The organism is Nocardia sp. NPDC006630 (genome assembly GCF_040611495.1).
Lineage (GTDB): Bacteria > Actinomycetota > Actinomycetes > Mycobacteriales > Mycobacteriaceae > Nocardia.
Map to the genome: position 1 here is coordinate 378,014 of NZ_JBEXOK010000005.1, position 15,803 is coordinate 393,816.

11 protein-coding genes are annotated in these 15,803 nt (G+C 67.6%); 8 read left to right on the forward strand and 3 right to left on the reverse strand.

Annotated elements, in window-relative coordinates; all coding sequences use genetic code 11:
* Positions 1-42: 42 nt before the first annotated feature.
* A complete protein-coding gene (locus ABZX86_RS16835; protein WP_355124344.1) occupies positions 43-2,208 on the forward strand; it encodes an MMPL family transporter in 2,166 nt (721 codons plus the stop codon).
* Between the two features lie 177 nt (positions 2,209-2,385).
* Positions 2,386-2,796: a hypothetical protein gene (locus tag ABZX86_RS16840; protein WP_355124346.1), complete on the forward strand. Its 411-nt coding sequence runs from the start codon at positions 2,386-2,388 to the stop codon at positions 2,794-2,796.
* Between the two features lie 115 nt (positions 2,797-2,911).
* Here the strand turns inward: ABZX86_RS16840 and ABZX86_RS16845 are convergent, their stop codons facing one another.
* On the reverse strand, positions 2,912-3,676 hold the full coding sequence (locus ABZX86_RS16845; RefSeq protein ID WP_355124348.1) for a CPBP family intramembrane glutamic endopeptidase: 765 nt from the start codon (positions 3,674-3,676) through the stop codon (positions 2,912-2,914).
* A gap of 62 nt (positions 3,677-3,738) precedes the next feature.
* Positions 3,739-4,680, reverse strand: coding sequence for an RluA family pseudouridine synthase (locus tag ABZX86_RS16850; RefSeq protein ID WP_355124350.1), 942 nt, complete (start codon positions 4,678-4,680; stop codon positions 3,739-3,741).
* Positions 4,681-4,804: 124 nt separating this feature from the next.
* Between ABZX86_RS16850 and ABZX86_RS16855 the strand changes: the two genes are divergently transcribed.
* A complete protein-coding gene (locus tag ABZX86_RS16855) occupies positions 4,805-6,676 on the forward strand; it encodes an ABC transporter ATP-binding protein (RefSeq protein WP_355124352.1) in 1,872 nt (623 codons plus the stop codon).
* The gene (locus ABZX86_RS16860; RefSeq protein WP_355124354.1) at positions 6,673-8,409 is read left to right on the forward strand and encodes an ABC transporter ATP-binding protein; all 1,737 of its coding nucleotides are present in this window, start codon (positions 6,673-6,675) and stop codon (positions 8,407-8,409) included. The genes ABZX86_RS16855 and ABZX86_RS16860 overlap by 4 nt, the downstream gene beginning before the upstream one ends.
* A gap of 85 nt (positions 8,410-8,494) precedes the next feature.
* Here the strand turns inward: ABZX86_RS16860 and ABZX86_RS16865 are convergent, their stop codons facing one another.
* Complete coding sequence (locus tag ABZX86_RS16865; protein WP_355124356.1) at positions 8,495-8,968, reverse strand: hypothetical protein; 474 nt, start codon at positions 8,966-8,968, stop codon at positions 8,495-8,497.
* 148 nt (positions 8,969-9,116) lie between these two features.
* On the opposite strand from ABZX86_RS16865, the gene ABZX86_RS16870 reads away from it, so the two are divergent.
* From ABZX86_RS16870 to ABZX86_RS16885, 4 genes are read left to right on the forward strand one after another with little or no spacing between them, the layout of a single operon-like run.
* Positions 9,117-10,418 (forward strand): SidA/IucD/PvdA family monooxygenase, encoded by a 1,302-nt coding sequence (locus ABZX86_RS16870; protein ID WP_355124358.1) that lies wholly within the window; start codon positions 9,117-9,119, stop codon positions 10,416-10,418.
* Positions 10,419-10,457: 39 nt separating this feature from the next.
* The gene (locus ABZX86_RS16875; protein ID WP_355124360.1) at positions 10,458-11,399 is read left to right on the forward strand and encodes a methionyl-tRNA formyltransferase; all 942 of its coding nucleotides are present in this window, start codon (positions 10,458-10,460) and stop codon (positions 11,397-11,399) included.
* Positions 11,400-11,410: 11 nt separating this feature from the next.
* Positions 11,411-14,818, forward strand: coding sequence for an amino acid adenylation domain-containing protein (locus tag ABZX86_RS16880; protein ID WP_355124362.1), 3,408 nt, complete (start codon positions 11,411-11,413; stop codon positions 14,816-14,818).
* Positions 14,815-15,780, forward strand: a complete 966-nt coding sequence (locus ABZX86_RS16885; protein WP_355124364.1) for an ABC transporter substrate-binding protein — start codon at positions 14,815-14,817, stop codon at positions 15,778-15,780. Before ABZX86_RS16880 ends, ABZX86_RS16885 begins: the two co-directional genes overlap by 4 nt.
* Positions 15,781-15,803 lie beyond the last annotated feature (23 nt).

Genomic DNA, 15,803 nt, shown 5'->3' on the forward strand with positions numbered 1-15,803 from the left:
AGATTCTGCACGCGGTCGAAACCCTGAAAGGACTTCCCCCGCATGTTCTCCCGACTGGGACGCTTCGTCGTCAAACAGCCGTGGCTGGTCATCGGCGTCTGGCTGATCGCCATCATCGCGGTGGTGGCCACGGCGCCCAAGCTCACCGCCACCACCGACCAATCCGACTTCCTGCCTTCGCATTACGAGTCCATCCAGGCGATGGAGTTGCAGCAGAAGGCATTTCCCAACAGCAACACCCCGGCCGCGCTCATTGTTTTCGAGCGCACCGACGGTGCTCCGCTGACCGATGGCGATGTAGCCACGGTGCAGGCCGCCGCGGGCAAGCTGGACGACCAGCACCTCAAGGACGTCCTCAAGGTGCAGGCGGCGCCCGCGGCCGACAATCGCTCCATCCAAATCGCCGCTGTCGCAATGACCAAGGTCACCAGTGCGGGTGACACCGCGCAGACCGATGCCGTCAAGGCCTTGCGTACGGCACTGAAGGACCAGGTCAACGGCACCGATCTGAAGGCGGGCATCACCGGCGCCGCGGCCCAGCAGCTGGATCAGCAGGAGTCCGGCAATAACGCGCTGGCCATTATCGGCATCGCCACCATCGCGCTGATTCTGATTCTGCTGCTGGTGATCTTCCGCAGTCCGGTGATCGCGTTCCTGCCGATCATTGTGATCGGTGTGGTCTCGCTCGGCGTCAATGGCCTGATTGCCATGGTGAGCAAGGCTTTCGACCTCAAGGTCGACTCTTCCGTGCAGTCACTGCTGATCGTGGTGTTGTTCGGCGTCGGCACCGACTACATCCTCTTCCTCATGTTCCGCTACCGCGAGCGCCTGCGTGCCGGTGAGGATCCCAAGACCGCCATGGTCAGCGCGGTCACCCGGGTCGGCGAGGCGATCAGTTCGGCCGCGGCCGCGGTGATCATCGCCTTCGGTGCGCTCATGCTGTCGACGCTGGGCATGTTCCGTTCGCTCGGCCCGGCGCTGGCGATCGCCGTCGCGGTGGCGCTGCTGGCGGGTCTGACGCTGGTTCCGGCCATTGTTTCGCTGTTGGGCACCAAGGTGTTCTGGCCGTCGAAGGCCTGGAAGCAGGAGCCGACGGGTGCGCGGTTCGCTTCGGTCGGTGCGGCACTGGGCAAGCGGCCCGGTGTGTTCGCGGTGGCCTCCGGCGGTGTGCTGCTCGCGCTCGGCATTGTGGCGTTCGGTTTCAATCCGACCTTCGATCTGAGCTCGAGTTCGACTTCGGATACCTCCGAATCCACGGTCTACAGCAAGGAATTGCTGAAGGGCGAGCCCGCGGGCACCACCCAGCCGTCGCAGGTCTACCTGCGTACTGATGGCGCCGAGCTGACCGCCGAGCAGCTGACCGCCTACCGTCAGGCGCTGACCGGCGTCTCCGGTGTGGGCCAGGTGTCGGAGCCGAAACTCTCGACCGACAAGTCGGTGGCCGAGTACCAGGTGACGCTCAATGACACTCCGGAATCGGATGCCGCACTGGCGACGATCAAGGGCCCGCTGCGCGATACCGCGCATTCGGTCGCGCCGCCGGGATCCACGGCCGTGGTGGGCGGTATGACCTCGGTGTTCGTCGACTTCAAGGCCGCCATGAACCGGGATTACTCGGTGGTGTTCCCGGTGGCCGCGGTGCTCATCATGCTGGTGCTGGGTTTGCTGCTGCGCAGTCTGGTGGCGCCCTGGTATCTGATCGCGTCGGTCTTCCTCGGCTTCGCGGCCACGCTCGGTGCGGCGGTGCTGGTCTTCCAGCACATCCAGGGGAATTCGGGCTTGATCTTCACCTTGCCGCTGATCATGTATCTGTTCGTGGTCGCCCTCGGGACCGACTACAACATCCTCATGGTGGCCCGATTGCGGGAGGAGGCCCGCGAGGGCCACGATCCGCACAAGGCCGCGGCCGAGGCGGTCAGGCACACGGGTCCGACGATCGCCGCTGCCGGTCTCATCCTGGCGGGCACCTTCGCCTCGATGATGCTGGCGGGCAATACCGCGCTCTCCCAGATGGGTTTCGCCATCTCGGTGGGCATCGGTATCGCGGCCTTCGTCATGGCGATGTTCTTCACGCCGTCGGTGACCGCGCTGATCGGCCGCCGGGCCTGGTGGCCGGGTCACGGCGGGGACGCCGATCCGGCGATCTCGCTGGAGAAGCAGGAGTGGGACGACCCGCGGTGGTCGCAGCCTGATTCGGCGCGGCGGTAGTCGCGAATCTGTTCCGTAGTTCGTCCGGGCCCGTCTCCTTTTCAGGGGGCGGGCCTGGTCTTTTGCCGTCGCCGACAGGGTCTGACAGAAACACGTTTCAGTTTTTTCCCGAAAGTGCCACCGCCCGAACTGGACAACCGATATGGTTCGCCGGACCGTACAGCAAGGGAGTTTCGAATGACCATGACCGTGAACAAGCACATCGCCCGGCGGGCCGGCGTCGGCGTCACCGCCCTGGCCGCGATGGCCTGTTCGGCGGCCCTGACGGCGCCCTACGCGTCGGCGGCTCCCACCGGCCTGTCGGTCAATGCCAGCAATGTCTACGCCGCCTGCACCTACCAGGTGACCGCGACCTACGACAGCTGGATCCAGGTCTGGTTCTACGACAACGGCCTGGTCATCGGCGGTAGCCCGATCAACCCGTCGAACGGCACCGCCACCATCCAGTGGACCCCGAAGGGCGCCGGCACCCACACCCTGTCCACCCTGCAGGGTTCGGCCTGGGAGCTCAAGGTCAATGTCCTGCAGCCCACCCTGACCGGCAGCGCCACCTGCGGTGCGGGCCCGCTGGGCTTTATGGGCTCCTGATACTCGATTCGGTCGCGGCCCGACCGCACCGAATCGTCCCCGGGCCGGCTGATGCCAATCCTCTGTTCCCTAGTCAGCCGGTCCGGCCCCTCCGAAGTGCTTGCGGCGCTGTGAATCAGCGCATGGTCGTATGCCAGACCACGGCGGCGGCGAGTGCGCCCGCGCCGTTCAGCGACCAGTGCAGTGCAATGGGTGCGAGCAGACTGCCGCTGCGGCGGCGCAGCCAGGTGAAGACGACTCCGGCTGCGGCCGTTGCCAATACGGCGAGTGCGATACCGGCGATCTGCCCGGCGACACCACCCCCGAGGAAACTGCTCAGTCCCTTGTTGCCACTGGTGAGACCCAGTGACGAGGCCACATGCCAGAGGCCGAAAAGCAGTGATCCGGTGGCGAATACGCCGCGCGCCCCGTAGGCGCGATCGAGCGTGCCGTGCAGTACGCCGCGGAAGGCGAGCTCTTCCGGAATGGCCGTCTGCAGTGGAATGACGATCATGGACGCGATGAGCGCACCGGAGATGGTGGCGTACCGGTCGGCCAGGAAGAACGGCCGGGTGATCGGCAGGATCGCGCCGATGGCGACCGCGCCGAGCACGATGCCCACCGCGGCCAGCGCCCAGATGGTGCCGCGCCGCCACTGTCGCGGATCGAGTCCGAGCTCGCCCCAGCCGAGTCCGCGGCGGCGGACCAGGGCCAGCAGCACCAGTGCGGCTACCGGCACCGTGACAATGCTGGCCCAGCTGGTGGTGAAGTGCGCAATGAGATTTGTGCAGATCAAGACCACGACAACGACCGCTACGTCGATATAGGCGTGCAGGCGAAGGCGCAGTGGCGCGGGTGCGTCGGGAAGCACAGCGACCGCACCGTTATCTGATCGAGACATCCCGGCCAGCGTACGCCGGGATTCTGAGAACGGGCCTCGAATGTGGTCGAGGCCGCTGGAGCTCAGCCTCCGATTCCGCGCGCCCAGCCCTCGGGGTCGTTCCAGGCCTGCAGCGTGCGGCGGGTTTCGAAGCGGCGCGGGAGCTTGGTGATCGGATCGGTGAATTCGAGCGCACCGGCCAGCAATTGCAGCGGCCGGCTGAAATCGCCGACCGGTTTGTCGGTGAGTTCCGGATAGAAGTCGTCACCGAGGATCGGTATGCCGAGCCCGTTCATATGCAGTCGCAGCTGATGGGTGCGACCGGTCCTGGGCCGCAGCCGATACCGCGCGAGCCCGTCGCGCTCTTCGATCAGTTCGATATGGGTTTCGGCATTGGGTTCGCCGGGCTCCTCGAAGGCGCGCAGCACCTGCCGCTCCTTGACGATCCGGCTGATGATCGTGCGCGGCAGTTCGAGTTCCGGATCGAAGCGGGCGATGGCTTCGTATTCCTTGTGCACCACGCGTTTGTGGAACATGGTCTGGTACGCGCCGCGGCGTGCGGGATTGACGATGAACAGCACCAGTCCGGCGGTGACCCGGTCCAGCCGGTGCGCGGGCACCAGATCCGGGAGGTCGAGTTCGCGGCGCAGGCGGACCAGCGCGGTCTGCAGAATGTGCTGTCCGCGCGGAATCGTGGACAGGAAGTGCGGTTTGTCGATGACGAGCAGATCGTCGTCGCGGTGCACGATGCCGATCTCGAACGGGACATCGGTCTCCACCGGCAGATCCCGGTGGAACCAGATCGCGCCCCCGGGCACATAGGCCGCGTCGGGGGCGATGGGTCCGGCCAGATCCACGATGCCGCCTTCGCGCAGCAGTTCGTCGATGCGCGCGGCGGGCACCCGGGGCAGTCGCTCGACGAGGTGGTCGCGAATGGTCGCCCACTCGCCGTCTTCGGGCAGCCGCAATCGTGCCGGGTCCAACCCGTGCCGCTTGGGTAGCGGCGGCTGCTGCCTGCGTCTCACCTGGAAGACCCTAGTCGTGCCACCGCGACCCGCCTTCCCCGGATGGCAAAGTTAGCCTAACCTACCTTGCGGGGCCTCGGTGTGACGACGAGGCCATTCCGACAATGGTGGAGGAGCAGAACTGATGACGGTCGAGGTCGTACCGCCGCAGGCGGCCGAACCCGATCCGCGGCCCACCGCGGAGACCGAGGGGGGCGCGCAGCCCGATAAAGCCGAGGTGAAAGCCCGGCGCCGGCGAGAAGCCGCCGCCCGCAAGGAGATTCTCGCTCCGGTCGCGGGCACGCTCACGATCGCGAGCCTGATCATGGCGATCGCCTCGGTATGTGCGGTGGTCCCGTTCATTCTGATCGTCGAAGCGTGCCGGGAGCTGCTGGCCACCACGATCGACACCGACCGCGTGTGGCGGCTGCTGCTCATCGCCGTGCTGGTGCTCGTGGTCCGCGCGCTGCTGCAGGCGGCGGCGCTGACCTGGTCGCATCTGACCGATGCCCGCTACCAGCTGACCCTGCGCCGGTTGCTCGCCGACAAACTGACCCGGGTTCCCCTGGGCTGGTTCGGTGTTCGCACCTCCGCCGAGGTCAAGAAGTACCTCCAGGACGATGTGGAGGCGCTGCACTATCTGGTCGCGCACGCGCGGCTGGATTTCATCGGCTCGGTGACCGTGCCGCTGGTGACGCTGGTCTACCTCTGCACCGTCGACTGGCGTCTCACCCTGGTGCTGCTGGTGCCGCTGGTGATCTACGTGCTGTGCATGAAGAAGATGCTGGACGAGCCCGGCCGTGAGCGCATGCTGGTCTACAACGCCGCCGAACAGCGCACCCGTGAGGCGACCGTCGAATTCGTGGACGGGATCCAGGTGGTGCGGGCCTTCGGCCGGGCGGGCAAGGCGCACAGCGTCTTCCAGGATGCGGTGGATCATCAGACCGACAGTCTGCGCCGGCTGAAGCTGCCGATCCTGTCGGTGCAGTCGCTGTCGGAGGCGGTGGTCGCGCCGGTGTTCGTCATGCTGCTGGTGGTGCTCGCGGGCCTGGCCGGTGTGGGCGCGGGCTGGGTGGACCCGGTCGATGTGCTGCCGTTCCTGCTGGTCGGGCTGGGTCTGGGCAGTTCGCTGCTGGGCCTCGGTTACGGTGCGCAGGCGCTGCGGGCCGCCGGTGACGCCGCGCTGCGGCTGCACGAGCTCATGGCGACGCCCGAACTGGCCTCCAGCGCACCGGAATCTGAGACGGCGCCGGCCGCGGCTCCGGCCGGACTGGTGCGTTTCGAGGGCGTGAGCTTCGGCTATCGTGCCGATCATCAGGTGCTGCGCGGGCTCGATCTGGAGCTGGCGCCGGGCACGCTGACCGCGCTGGTCGGCCCGAGCGGTTCGGGCAAGTCCACGCTCGCCAAGCTGCTGCCGCGCTTCTACGACATCGACGCGGGCCGAATCTCCATCGGTGGCCGCGATATTCGCGATTTCACCACCGAAGAGCTGTACCGCACCGTCGGATTCGTCTTCCAGGACGTGCGCCTGATTCGTGGCAGCGTCCGCGAGAATCTCCTGCTCGCCGATCCCGGTGCCGATGATGCCGCGCTGGAGCGGGCGGCCCGCGCCGCGCAGATCCACGAGCGGATTCTCACCCTGCCGCGCGGTTACGACTCCGAGATCGGTGTCGATGCCACCCTGTCCGGCGGTGAGGCGCAACGGCTTTCCATCGCCCGCGCACTGCTGGCCGATACCCCGGTGCTGGTGCTGGACGAGGCCACCGCCTTCGCCGATCCGGAATCGGAAGCGGCGGTGCAGGATGCGCTGGCCGCACTGGTGGCCGGTCGCACCGTGCTGGTGATCGCGCACCGGCTGCACACCATCACGGGTGTGGACCGAATCCTGGTGCTGGAGAACGGAACCCTGGTCGAACAGGGTGATCACACGAGTCTGCGCGAGGCCGGCGGTCTCTATCAGCAGCTGTGGGAGATCAATGAGGCGGCGCTGGACGTGGTCATGGAGGGAACACGATGATTCGCAAGGTCTTCGCACTGGTGCCGCGCGAGTTCGCCGCGCTGACCCCGAAACTGCTGGCGGCGATCACTGTGCAGGCGCTGCTGCAGGCCGCGGCGTATGTGCTGCTGGTGCCGGTGCTGCAGGCGCTGTTCGACGGCGATACCGCGAGCGCCTGGCGCTGGACGATCGCGCTGGCCGCCGCGGTGGCGGGTCAGGTCGGCTTCAGCTTCCTGCAGTCGGTGCTGGGCCTGCGCATCGGTGTGGGCATGTCGCACGGGTTGCAGACCCGGCTCGGCGATCATCTGAATGCCTTGCCGCTGGGCTGGTTCGAGACGCAGAATGCCGGTGCGCTGTCGCGGCTGGTCGTCGAGAATGTGCGTGAGGTGCAGGGCCTGATCGCGTACCTGCTGGCCAAAATGCTGACCGGCGCCATCGTCCCGCTGGGCGTCGCGATCGGAATGCTGTTCGTGGACTGGCGGATATCGCTCGCCATGCTGCTGGCCGCGCCGGTGCTGTATCTGGTGAACCTGTGGGCCAATCGGTCCTATACCGCCTCCGATGCGCAATTGCACGAGGCGTCGGGCGAGGCCAATGCCCGGGTGCTGGAATTCGCGCAGGCGCAGCCGGTGCTGCGGTCCTTCGGCGCCGTGGGCTCCGGGAACAAGGCTTTGGATACGGCGCTCGCCCGGCAGCGCAAGGCCGCCACCGGTCTGCTGTTCGCGAGTGTGCCGGGCCTGATCGTCTTCTCGCTGTGCGTACAGGCGGTCTTCCTGGTGCTGGTGTACCTGGTGGTCGGCCAGGTGACCGGCGGCGGCATCTCGGCGGCGGCTGCCATCGCGCTGATCGCGGTGAGCAGCCGTTTCATCGAACCGCTGAATCAGGCGGCACAGCTGGGCACGGCGTTGCGTTCGGCGGCGGCCGCGGCCGACCGGGTGACCACCCTGCTGGCCGTACCCGCACTGCCGCAGCCGGATTCCGAGGTGACCCCGGGCACCCCGAGCGTGGTGTTCGAGAATGTCGGCTTCGCCTACCGGACCGGCGCGCAGGTGCTGTCGGAGGTGTCGTTCACCGTCCCGGCCGGTACCACCACCGCGATTGTCGGGCCGAGCGGTGCGGGCAAGTCCACGGTGCTGCGGCTGGCCGCCCGCTTCCACGACGCCGATTCCGGCCGAGTCCTGGTGAGCGGCCACGATGTTCGTGATCAGCCGTCGCACACCCTGCTGGGGCAGCTGTCGCTGGTGTTCCAGAACGTGTATCTCTTCAATCGCTCGGTGCTGGAGAACATTCGGGCCGGACGCCTGGACGCCACCGATGCGCAGGTGCGCGCCGCGGCCGCGGCGGCCCGGGTGGACGAGATCGCCGAACGCCTGCCGGAGGGCTGGGACACCACCGTCGGCGAGGGCGGCGCGGCACTGTCCGGCGGTGAGCGTCAGCGGGTTTCGATCGCGCGCGCTCTGCTCAAGGACGCACCGGTGGTACTGCTGGACGAGGCCACCAGCGCGCTCGATCCGCAGAACGAGGCGGTGGTGGTGCGCGGTGTGCATCAGCTGACCCGTGACCGCACGGTCATCGTGGTGGCGCATCGCCTGGCCACCATCGCGCACGCGGATCAGATCCTGTTCATGGAGGCGGGCCGCATTGCCGAGCGCGGTACGCACGAGGAGCTACTCGCGCTGGACGGCCGCTATGCCGCCTTCTGGAACGAGCGCAGTCGCGCGGCGGGCTGGCGACTGGAATCGGTGCACGCGTAACAGCTTTCGCAAGAACGGCCGTGAAACAAGCACAAGCCCCGGGCATTCCGCGGAATGCCCGGGACTTGTGTAGCGGTGGAACGAATTACAGGTTGCAGGACAGTCCCGCGTAGTACGCCACCGAGCACTCGGATTCGCGAGTCAGCTTCCAGGTGCCGTCGATCTCACGCCAGCCCATTTCGATATTCGGGAAGGTGCCGTAGCCGTCGACGCTCACCTGCAGATTGGCGGTGGTGGTGTCGCCATTGCTGTTCACCGGTCCGGCGAGCTGCCAGCGCAGGCTCGGGACGGTGTTGATGACCCCGCCTACCTGATCGAGCAGCGGCAGACCGGCCTCGCCCGCCTCCAGTTCATTGGCGCGCGCGCCGCGGTCGGCGCCGGTGTTCAACGCCAGCCGCAGCTTGGACTGCAGATCGCCCAGGCCGGGCTGCGCGGTGCGCAGCGGCGCGACCAGCGGGGCGGCCTGGGCCGGTGCGACGGCTGCCACGTTGAACCCGCCGATGAGGGCAGCGGCAGCGAAAACCGCTGCTCCCAGCTTGTTTCGGGTGGTGTTGATCATGTGTTCATCCAATCGTTCACATCGGTGAGCCGCCTGCGGCGCTCTGGCGGTTGGTAAGCAATATAAGGTAAGCCTATGCAAACATGGGAGGGGACCTGGCGGCTGTGACGCGATCGCCAGTCGTTCGTCGAGGAAAGTGAGTGAACCGGTGCAGACTCTTCTGGTTGTCGGCGCGGGGCCGAAAGCCCTTGCGGTAGCCGCCAAAGCGCACGTCCTGCGGAAACTGGGCCTGCCCGCACCCCGGGTCGTGGTCGTCGAACCGCATGCGGTGGGCGGAAACTGGCTGCCCAGCGGCGGCTGGACCGACGGCAGGCACCGGCTCGGCACCAGCCCCGAGAAGGATGTGGGCTTCCCGTACCACTCGACCTGGGCGCGGGGCCGCAATCGCGAGATCAACGAGGCCATGCACGCGTTCAGCTGGACCGCCTTCCTGGTGGATCAGGGCGGCTACGCGGAGTGGATCGATCGCGGCCGGCCCAGCCCGCACCATCACGTCTGGGCCAAGTATCTGCAGTGGGTCGGGCATCGGATCGAGCTGGAAGTGGTGTCCGGAAGGGTGGATTCGATCGCACCCGCGGCCGACGGCTGGCTGGTGTCGGTGCTCGGCGAGGACGGGGTGCGCACGCAGCTGGACGCCGATGAGCTCATGATCACCGGCCCGGGCCGCAGTACCCGCGCCCTCGCCGATCATCCGAAAGTGCTGAGCATCTCCGAGTTCTGGGAGCTCGCGGGCAAGCGCGCGCTGCCGGTGTCCTCGCGGGTGGCGGTGATCGGCGGTGGTGAGACCGCGGGTTCGGCGCTGGACGAACTGGTCTGCCACGACATGCTGACCGTCTCGGTGATCTCGCCGATGGCCACGCTCTACACCCGTGGTGAGAGCTATTTCGAGAATTCGCTCTACAGCGATCCGGGCAAGTGGGCCGGGCTGACTCTGGAGCAGCGCCGGGATGTCATCCGCCGCACCGATCGTGGCGTGTTCTCGGTGCGGGTGCAGGAGAGCCTGCTGGGCGACAATCGCGTCCATCACCTGCAGGGCCGGGTGATGCGGGTGACCGATCGGAACGAGGGTGTCGAACTGACGCTGCGCAACCCCTTGCGCGCGGATCAGGTGCATGCCTTCGATCTGGTGGTGGATGCGACCGGCGGGCAGCCGCTGTGGTTCCTGGAGCTGTTCGATGCCGATGCCGCGGATCTGCTGGAGCTGTCGGTGGGCGGTCCGCTCACGCAGGCCCGGATCGAGGCGGCGATCGGCTATGACCTGGCGGTATCGAATCTGGAGTCCAAGCTCTACCTGCCGAATCTGGCCGCGCTGACGCAGGGTCCGGGGTTTCCGAATCTCAGCTGCCTGGGCGAACTTTCGGATCGGGTGCTGCGGCCGGTGGCGGGTGGCTCGCAGGTTGCCGCGCGTGCGGCGGTGTCCGGGGTGGAACCCCTTCGGCTCGGTAAGTAGGCTAGGCTAGCCTTACTTAACGGAGATGAGGTTCGGTTCATGCGTATCGTGTCGTTCGGCTTCCAGACGTGGGGCCGCAAAACCCTTCAGGCCCTGATCGATTCGGAGCACGAGGTGGTGCTCGCGGTCACCCATCCGGCGAGCGAATCGTCTTATAAGGCGATCTGGAACGATTCGGTCGAGGAGCTGGCCCGCGAGCACGGCATTCCGGTGCATCTCACCGAGCGCGCCGATGCCGCGACCATCGATCTGGTCAAGCGCGCCGAACCCGATGTGATCGTGGTGAACAGCTGGTACACCTGGATGCCCGCCGAGCTGTACAGCCTGCCGCCCTACGGCACGCTGAACCTGCACGATTCGCTGCTGCCGAAGTTCACCGGATTCTCGCCGGTGCTGTGGGCCCTGATCAGCGGCGTCGAGGAATTCGGGCTCACCGTGCACCGCATGGACGAGCAGCTCGACACCGGCGACATCCTGGTGCAGCACAGGCTGCCGATCCCCGCGGGCGCGACCGGCACCGAACTGGTGCTGGCCGGAATGGAATTGATTCCGGGCGCGGTGAACGAGGCGCTGGCCGCGCTGGTCTCGGGCAATCCGCGGTGGACGCCGCAGAACAAGGCCGAGCGCACCTACTTTCACAAGCGCTCCGATCGGGACAGCCGCATCGACTGGTCGTCGGACGCGGTAGATCTGGAGCGTTTCGTGCGGGCGCTGTCGGCGCCGTATCCGCGGGCCTTCTCGCACTACCGGGGTGAGCGCGTCGAGGTGCTCGCCGCGTCGATCTCCGAGGCGAGCTATGGCGGCACCACCGGCCGGGTGGTCGTGCAGGAGGGCGGCGGCGTGGTGGTGTGCGGACCGAATGCGTTGCGCGGCAACAATCGTGGCCTGGTGATCACCCGGGTGCGCACCGCCGACGGCGTCGAGCGCGACGGCGCCGAATTCTTCGTGCGCGGCGGCTATCTCACCGACGCTCCCGAATGAGACCCGGCGTCATGTCGACCAGGGCCGATGACACCGCGGCGCAGCTGCGCCGCGCCTTGGCTCCGGGCCAGCGCCGCGCCTGGTACCTGCAGCATCGCGCACCGGCGGACGCCAGCCTCAATGTCGGTATCACCTATCGGCTGACCGGAGCCCTGGACGCCGCGCTGCTGCGGGCCGCGGTCGGCGAGGTGCTCGCCCGCCACGAGATCCTGCGCACCGTCTACGGCGCCGGCGCCGACGGCGAGCCCTTCCAAGCCGTGCTCGCCGACCCCGAAATCGCCTGGCAGGAAGACGATCTCTCGGACCTGCCGTCCCCGAGCCGCGCCCGCCGCGCCGAGGTCCTGATCCGCCGCATACTCGGCGAACCCTTCGACCCCTCCGCCGCACCCCCCATCCGCTTCGCACTGATCCGCACGGGCGCAGACGAATTCGCCTTCGTCCTGGTGGCGCACGCACTCTGCTGGGACGACGAATCCTGGGAGATCTTCTCCCGCGAACTGACCCACGCCTACAACGGCATACTCCCCACCGGCCCCGCGACCCAGTACGCAGATCTGACTGTCGGCCACATCGATTCGCGCCCACCACACCCGGCCACCACCCTGCCGAGTGCAGCGGACGTAAGTTCGGCTGAACCAACTGCTGCGAACACTGCCTCATCGAGTGCCGCAGGCGCGAGCGCCGTCTCATCGAATGCCGTAGGCGTGAGCCCGGCCTCATCGAGTGCCGCGGGTGTGAGCGCTGTACTGCCGAGTGCTGGGGTCGTGAGCGCTGCGGGCACGAGCGGCTCTGGGCAGGATGCCGGATACCTCGGCGTAGTGGACTCCGGGTCCGAGGGCTCGGACGCCGCGGGGATCGATTACTGGCGGGCGGAGCTTTCGCCGCTGCCGGAGCCGCTGGATCTGCCGAGCGGTAGTGCACCGGCGCCCCGATCCGCGGCTGCGCGGCGGTCGGTGCGGGAACTGCCTGGTGAATTGCTTTCCAGTGTTGATGATTTCGCACGGCAGTCCGGCACGACGGCGTTGCCCGTGCTGCTGGCCGCGTTCGATGTGCTGGTGCGCCGCTATACCGGTGCGGTGGATTTCCTGGTGTCGGTGCCGGTCACCACCCGTGACGAGCACTCGGCGGCGGACAGTCCGACCGCGCCCATCGGCTACTTCGGCAATACCGTGCTCTTGCGCGCCGACCTCGACGATCATCTGTCATTCGCGGATCTTGTTGCCGCCGTGCGGGGTTCGTGGGAGCGGGCGCATCGGCATCGTGCGGTCGGCATCGACGAGGTGGTGCGGGCGGTCAATCCCGATCGCACGGCGGACCGGGACGGACTGGATCAGCTGGTGCGGCTGGGTTTCGGGGTGCGCACCGCTGCCCCCGGGCCCGCGCTGGACGGCGTCGTCGCGGCGCGATTGGATCTGGGCAGCCCGGTGCCACGAGTGCCCCTGCGGCTCACCGTGGTTCGGGACGGTGCGGGTGCGTACCTGGAGGCCGAGTATCCGTCCGGCCGTTTCACGCCCGAGCTCATCGAGCAGCTGCTCACCCACTATCTGCGACTGCTCGCCGAGGCGTCGGCCGCTCCCGGGCGATTGATCGGCGAGCTCGATCTGCTGGGCCCGGCCGAACAGGCTCGGCTGCTGGAACTTTCCCGTGGTGAGCAGACTCCGGTCGTGCCGACCACTGTCGTCGCACTGTTCGAGGAGCGCGCGCAGCTGCACGCGACCGCACTCGCGCTGGTCGCTCCCGGTGACACCGAGACCGTGCAGCTCACCTACCGCGAGCTGAACCGGCGCGCGAATCGCCTGGCGCACTGGCTGATCGGCCAGGGTGTGGGCGCCGAGGATCTGGCGGCGCTGCGACTGTCGAATTCGGTGGAGTTCGTGGTGGCGGTGCTGGCGGTGCTCAAGTCCGGCGCGGCCTATCTGCCGATCGATCCGGCGTATCCGGACGAGCGCATCGACTATCTGATCGCCGACGCCCTCCCGAGCATGATCCTGGGCCGGGTCGAACTGGATGCCGCCGAAGCGGCCGCCACCGGTGCCCCCGAACATGATCCGTCCGACGCCGATCGGGTGCGGCCGCTGCGCCCCGGCAATCTGGCCTATGTCATCTACACCTCCGGTTCGACCGGTCAGCCCAAGGGTGTTCCGGTCGCGCACGAGGCGATCGCCGATCATCTGGTCGGCTTCCGCGCCCAGTGGGGGATGACCGCCGAGGATCGCCTGCTGCAATCGTCGTCGGTGAGCTTCGACGCCTCGCTGCTGGATGTCTTCGTGACCCTGACTCTCGGTGCGCGCCTGATCATTCCGCGTCCGGGTGGCTTCTCCGATCTCGCCTATATCGCGGATCTGGTGACCCGTTACGAGGTCACCGTGCTGCACATGGTGCCGTCCCTGCTGCGCACCTTCCTGTCGCTGCCGCAGGTGAGTGATTGGCGCTCACTGCGTTTCGTCCCGGTGGGCGGTGAGGCGCTGCCCGGTGAGATCGCCGATCGACTCACCGGCGTCCTGGACGCCGAATTGCGCAATCACTACGGCCCCACCGAGGCCGTGGTCAGTGCCACGCATATGCCGGTGGAGGGCCCGCAGGGCAATCGGATCGTGCCGATCGGCCGCCCGAACCGCAATGTCGATCTCTACCTGCTGGACGAGCGGCTGCGCCTGGTGCCGCCCGGTGTGGTCGGCGAAATCTATCTCGGCGGTGGGCAATTGGCGCGCGGCTATCTGGATCGCGGCGCGGCCACCGCGGAGCGGTTCCTGGCCGATCCGTTCACCGCGGGTGCGCGGCTCTACCGCACCGGCGATCTGGCCCGCCGCACTCTCGACGGTGCGGTCGAATTCATCGGCCGCGCCGACGAACAGGTGAAGGTGCGCGGCTACCGGATCGAATTGGGCGAGGTGCAGGCCGCGCTCACCGGTGATCCCGAGATCCGCGACTGTGTGGTGGCGGTGATCGGCGATGCCGCATCCGGGCCCGTGCTCGCGGCCTACCTGGTGCCGGAATCCGCTGCGCCGGATGTGGTTCGGGTGCGGGCGCGCGCCGCCACGGTGCTGCCGGAGTACATGGTGCCCACGGCCTACGCGGTGATCGACGCGATCCCGCTGACCGAGCACGGCAAGCTGGACCGCCGCGCCCTGCCCGCACCGGTGTGCGTGACCGCGCGCCCGTATCGGGAGCCGGTGACCGCCGCCGAGATCCGGCTGGCGGCCCTGTTCGGGCAGCTGTTCGACCGCGACCGGATCGGTGCGGATGATTCGTTCTTCGAACTCGGCGGGCATTCGCTGCTGGCCAATCAGCTGGTGGCGCGCGTTCGCGCCGAGTTCGGTGTCGAGATCGACGTGCGGGCGGTGTTCGACACCCCGGCGGTGAGCGGGCTGGCCGCGGTGCTGGAGGCGACCGCCCGAGATGAGGAGTACGAGAGATGAATACCCGAGGATGGCTGCGCCGCAGCGGTTTCGCCCTGCTGGCGGTGGGACTGGTGGCCGGTACGGCCGCATGCGGTTCCAGCGACTCCGGCAGTGATTCCGGTGCGCTGACGATCAAACACGTCATGGGGGAGACCAAGATCGACGGCACCCCGTCGCGCGTGGTGGTGTTCGGCCCGCAGTGGCTGGACGCGACGATCGCGCTCGGCGTGACGCCCGTGGGCTATCTGGTGCCGGGGATGACGGCGACCACGAAGGTGCCGTGGGAGCCGCCGATTCCGGATTCGGCCAAGCGACTCGATATGACCGGTGACTATCTCGAGCAGATCGCCGCGCTGAATCCGGATCTGATTCTGGCGCCCGCCTTCATGGCCGATCGGACCATGTACGACAAGCTCTCGAAGCTGGCCCCGACCATCGATTCGCTCTCCTCCGCGCAGATCGATCCGTGGCAGGACCAGGTGACCGCGCTGGGCAAGGTGCTGCGCAAGGAGCCCGAGGCCGCCAAGGTGATCGCCGATGTGGACGGCAAGATCGACGCGGTGGCCGCGAAGCATCCGGCCTTGAAGGGCAAGACCTTCCTGACCTGCATGCTCACCGGACCGTCGCAGCTCATGGTGCTGGCCGATCCCAAGGACGGCTCCGCCGAGCTCTTCACCCGCCTCGGCATGACCATGCCGGAGAAGCTCGTCAAGGAGGCCCCCACCGGCGGCCGCTTGTCGCTGTCGCCGGAACGCCTGAGCGACCTGACCTCCGATCTGCTGGTCTGCGGCGCCATGCCCAGCCTGGAGTCGAAGTTCAAGCAGCTGCCGGGTTACCCCGATCTTCCGGCGGTGCGCAGCGGCGGTATCTCCTTCGTCGATGTGGTCGCCATCAATGCCATCAATCAGCCGACCGCGCTGTCGGTGCCGTACGTGCTGCAGACGCTGGAGCCGGCGTTCGCGAATATCGCCGGTAGCTAGACCACCGGTAGCCAGGAAGGACC

Excerpts from the sequence above, each read along its gene's own strand:
- ABZX86_RS16835 (WP_355124344.1), top strand. The coding sequence starts at position 43 with ATGTTCTCCCGACTGGGACGCTTCGTCGTCAAACAGCCGTGGCTGGTC.
- ABZX86_RS16840 (WP_355124346.1), top strand. The coding sequence starts at position 2,386 with ATGACCATGACCGTGAACAAGCACATCGCCCGGCGGGCCGGCGTCGGC.
- ABZX86_RS16845 (WP_355124348.1), bottom strand. The coding sequence starts at position 3,676 with ATGTCTCGATCAGATAACGGTGCGGTCGCTGTGCTTCCCGACGCACCC.
- ABZX86_RS16855 (WP_355124352.1), top strand. The coding sequence starts at position 4,805 with ATGACGGTCGAGGTCGTACCGCCGCAGGCGGCCGAACCCGATCCGCGG.
- ABZX86_RS16860 (WP_355124354.1), top strand. The coding sequence starts at position 6,673 with ATGATTCGCAAGGTCTTCGCACTGGTGCCGCGCGAGTTCGCCGCGCTG.
- ABZX86_RS16865 (WP_355124356.1), bottom strand. The coding sequence starts at position 8,968 with ATGATCAACACCACCCGAAACAAGCTGGGAGCAGCGGTTTTCGCTGCC.
- ABZX86_RS16875 (WP_355124360.1), top strand. The coding sequence starts at position 10,458 with ATGCGTATCGTGTCGTTCGGCTTCCAGACGTGGGGCCGCAAAACCCTT.
- ABZX86_RS16880 (WP_355124362.1), top strand. The coding sequence starts at position 11,411 with ATGTCGACCAGGGCCGATGACACCGCGGCGCAGCTGCGCCGCGCCTTG.
- ABZX86_RS16885 (WP_355124364.1), top strand. The coding sequence starts at position 14,815 with ATGAATACCCGAGGATGGCTGCGCCGCAGCGGTTTCGCCCTGCTGGCG.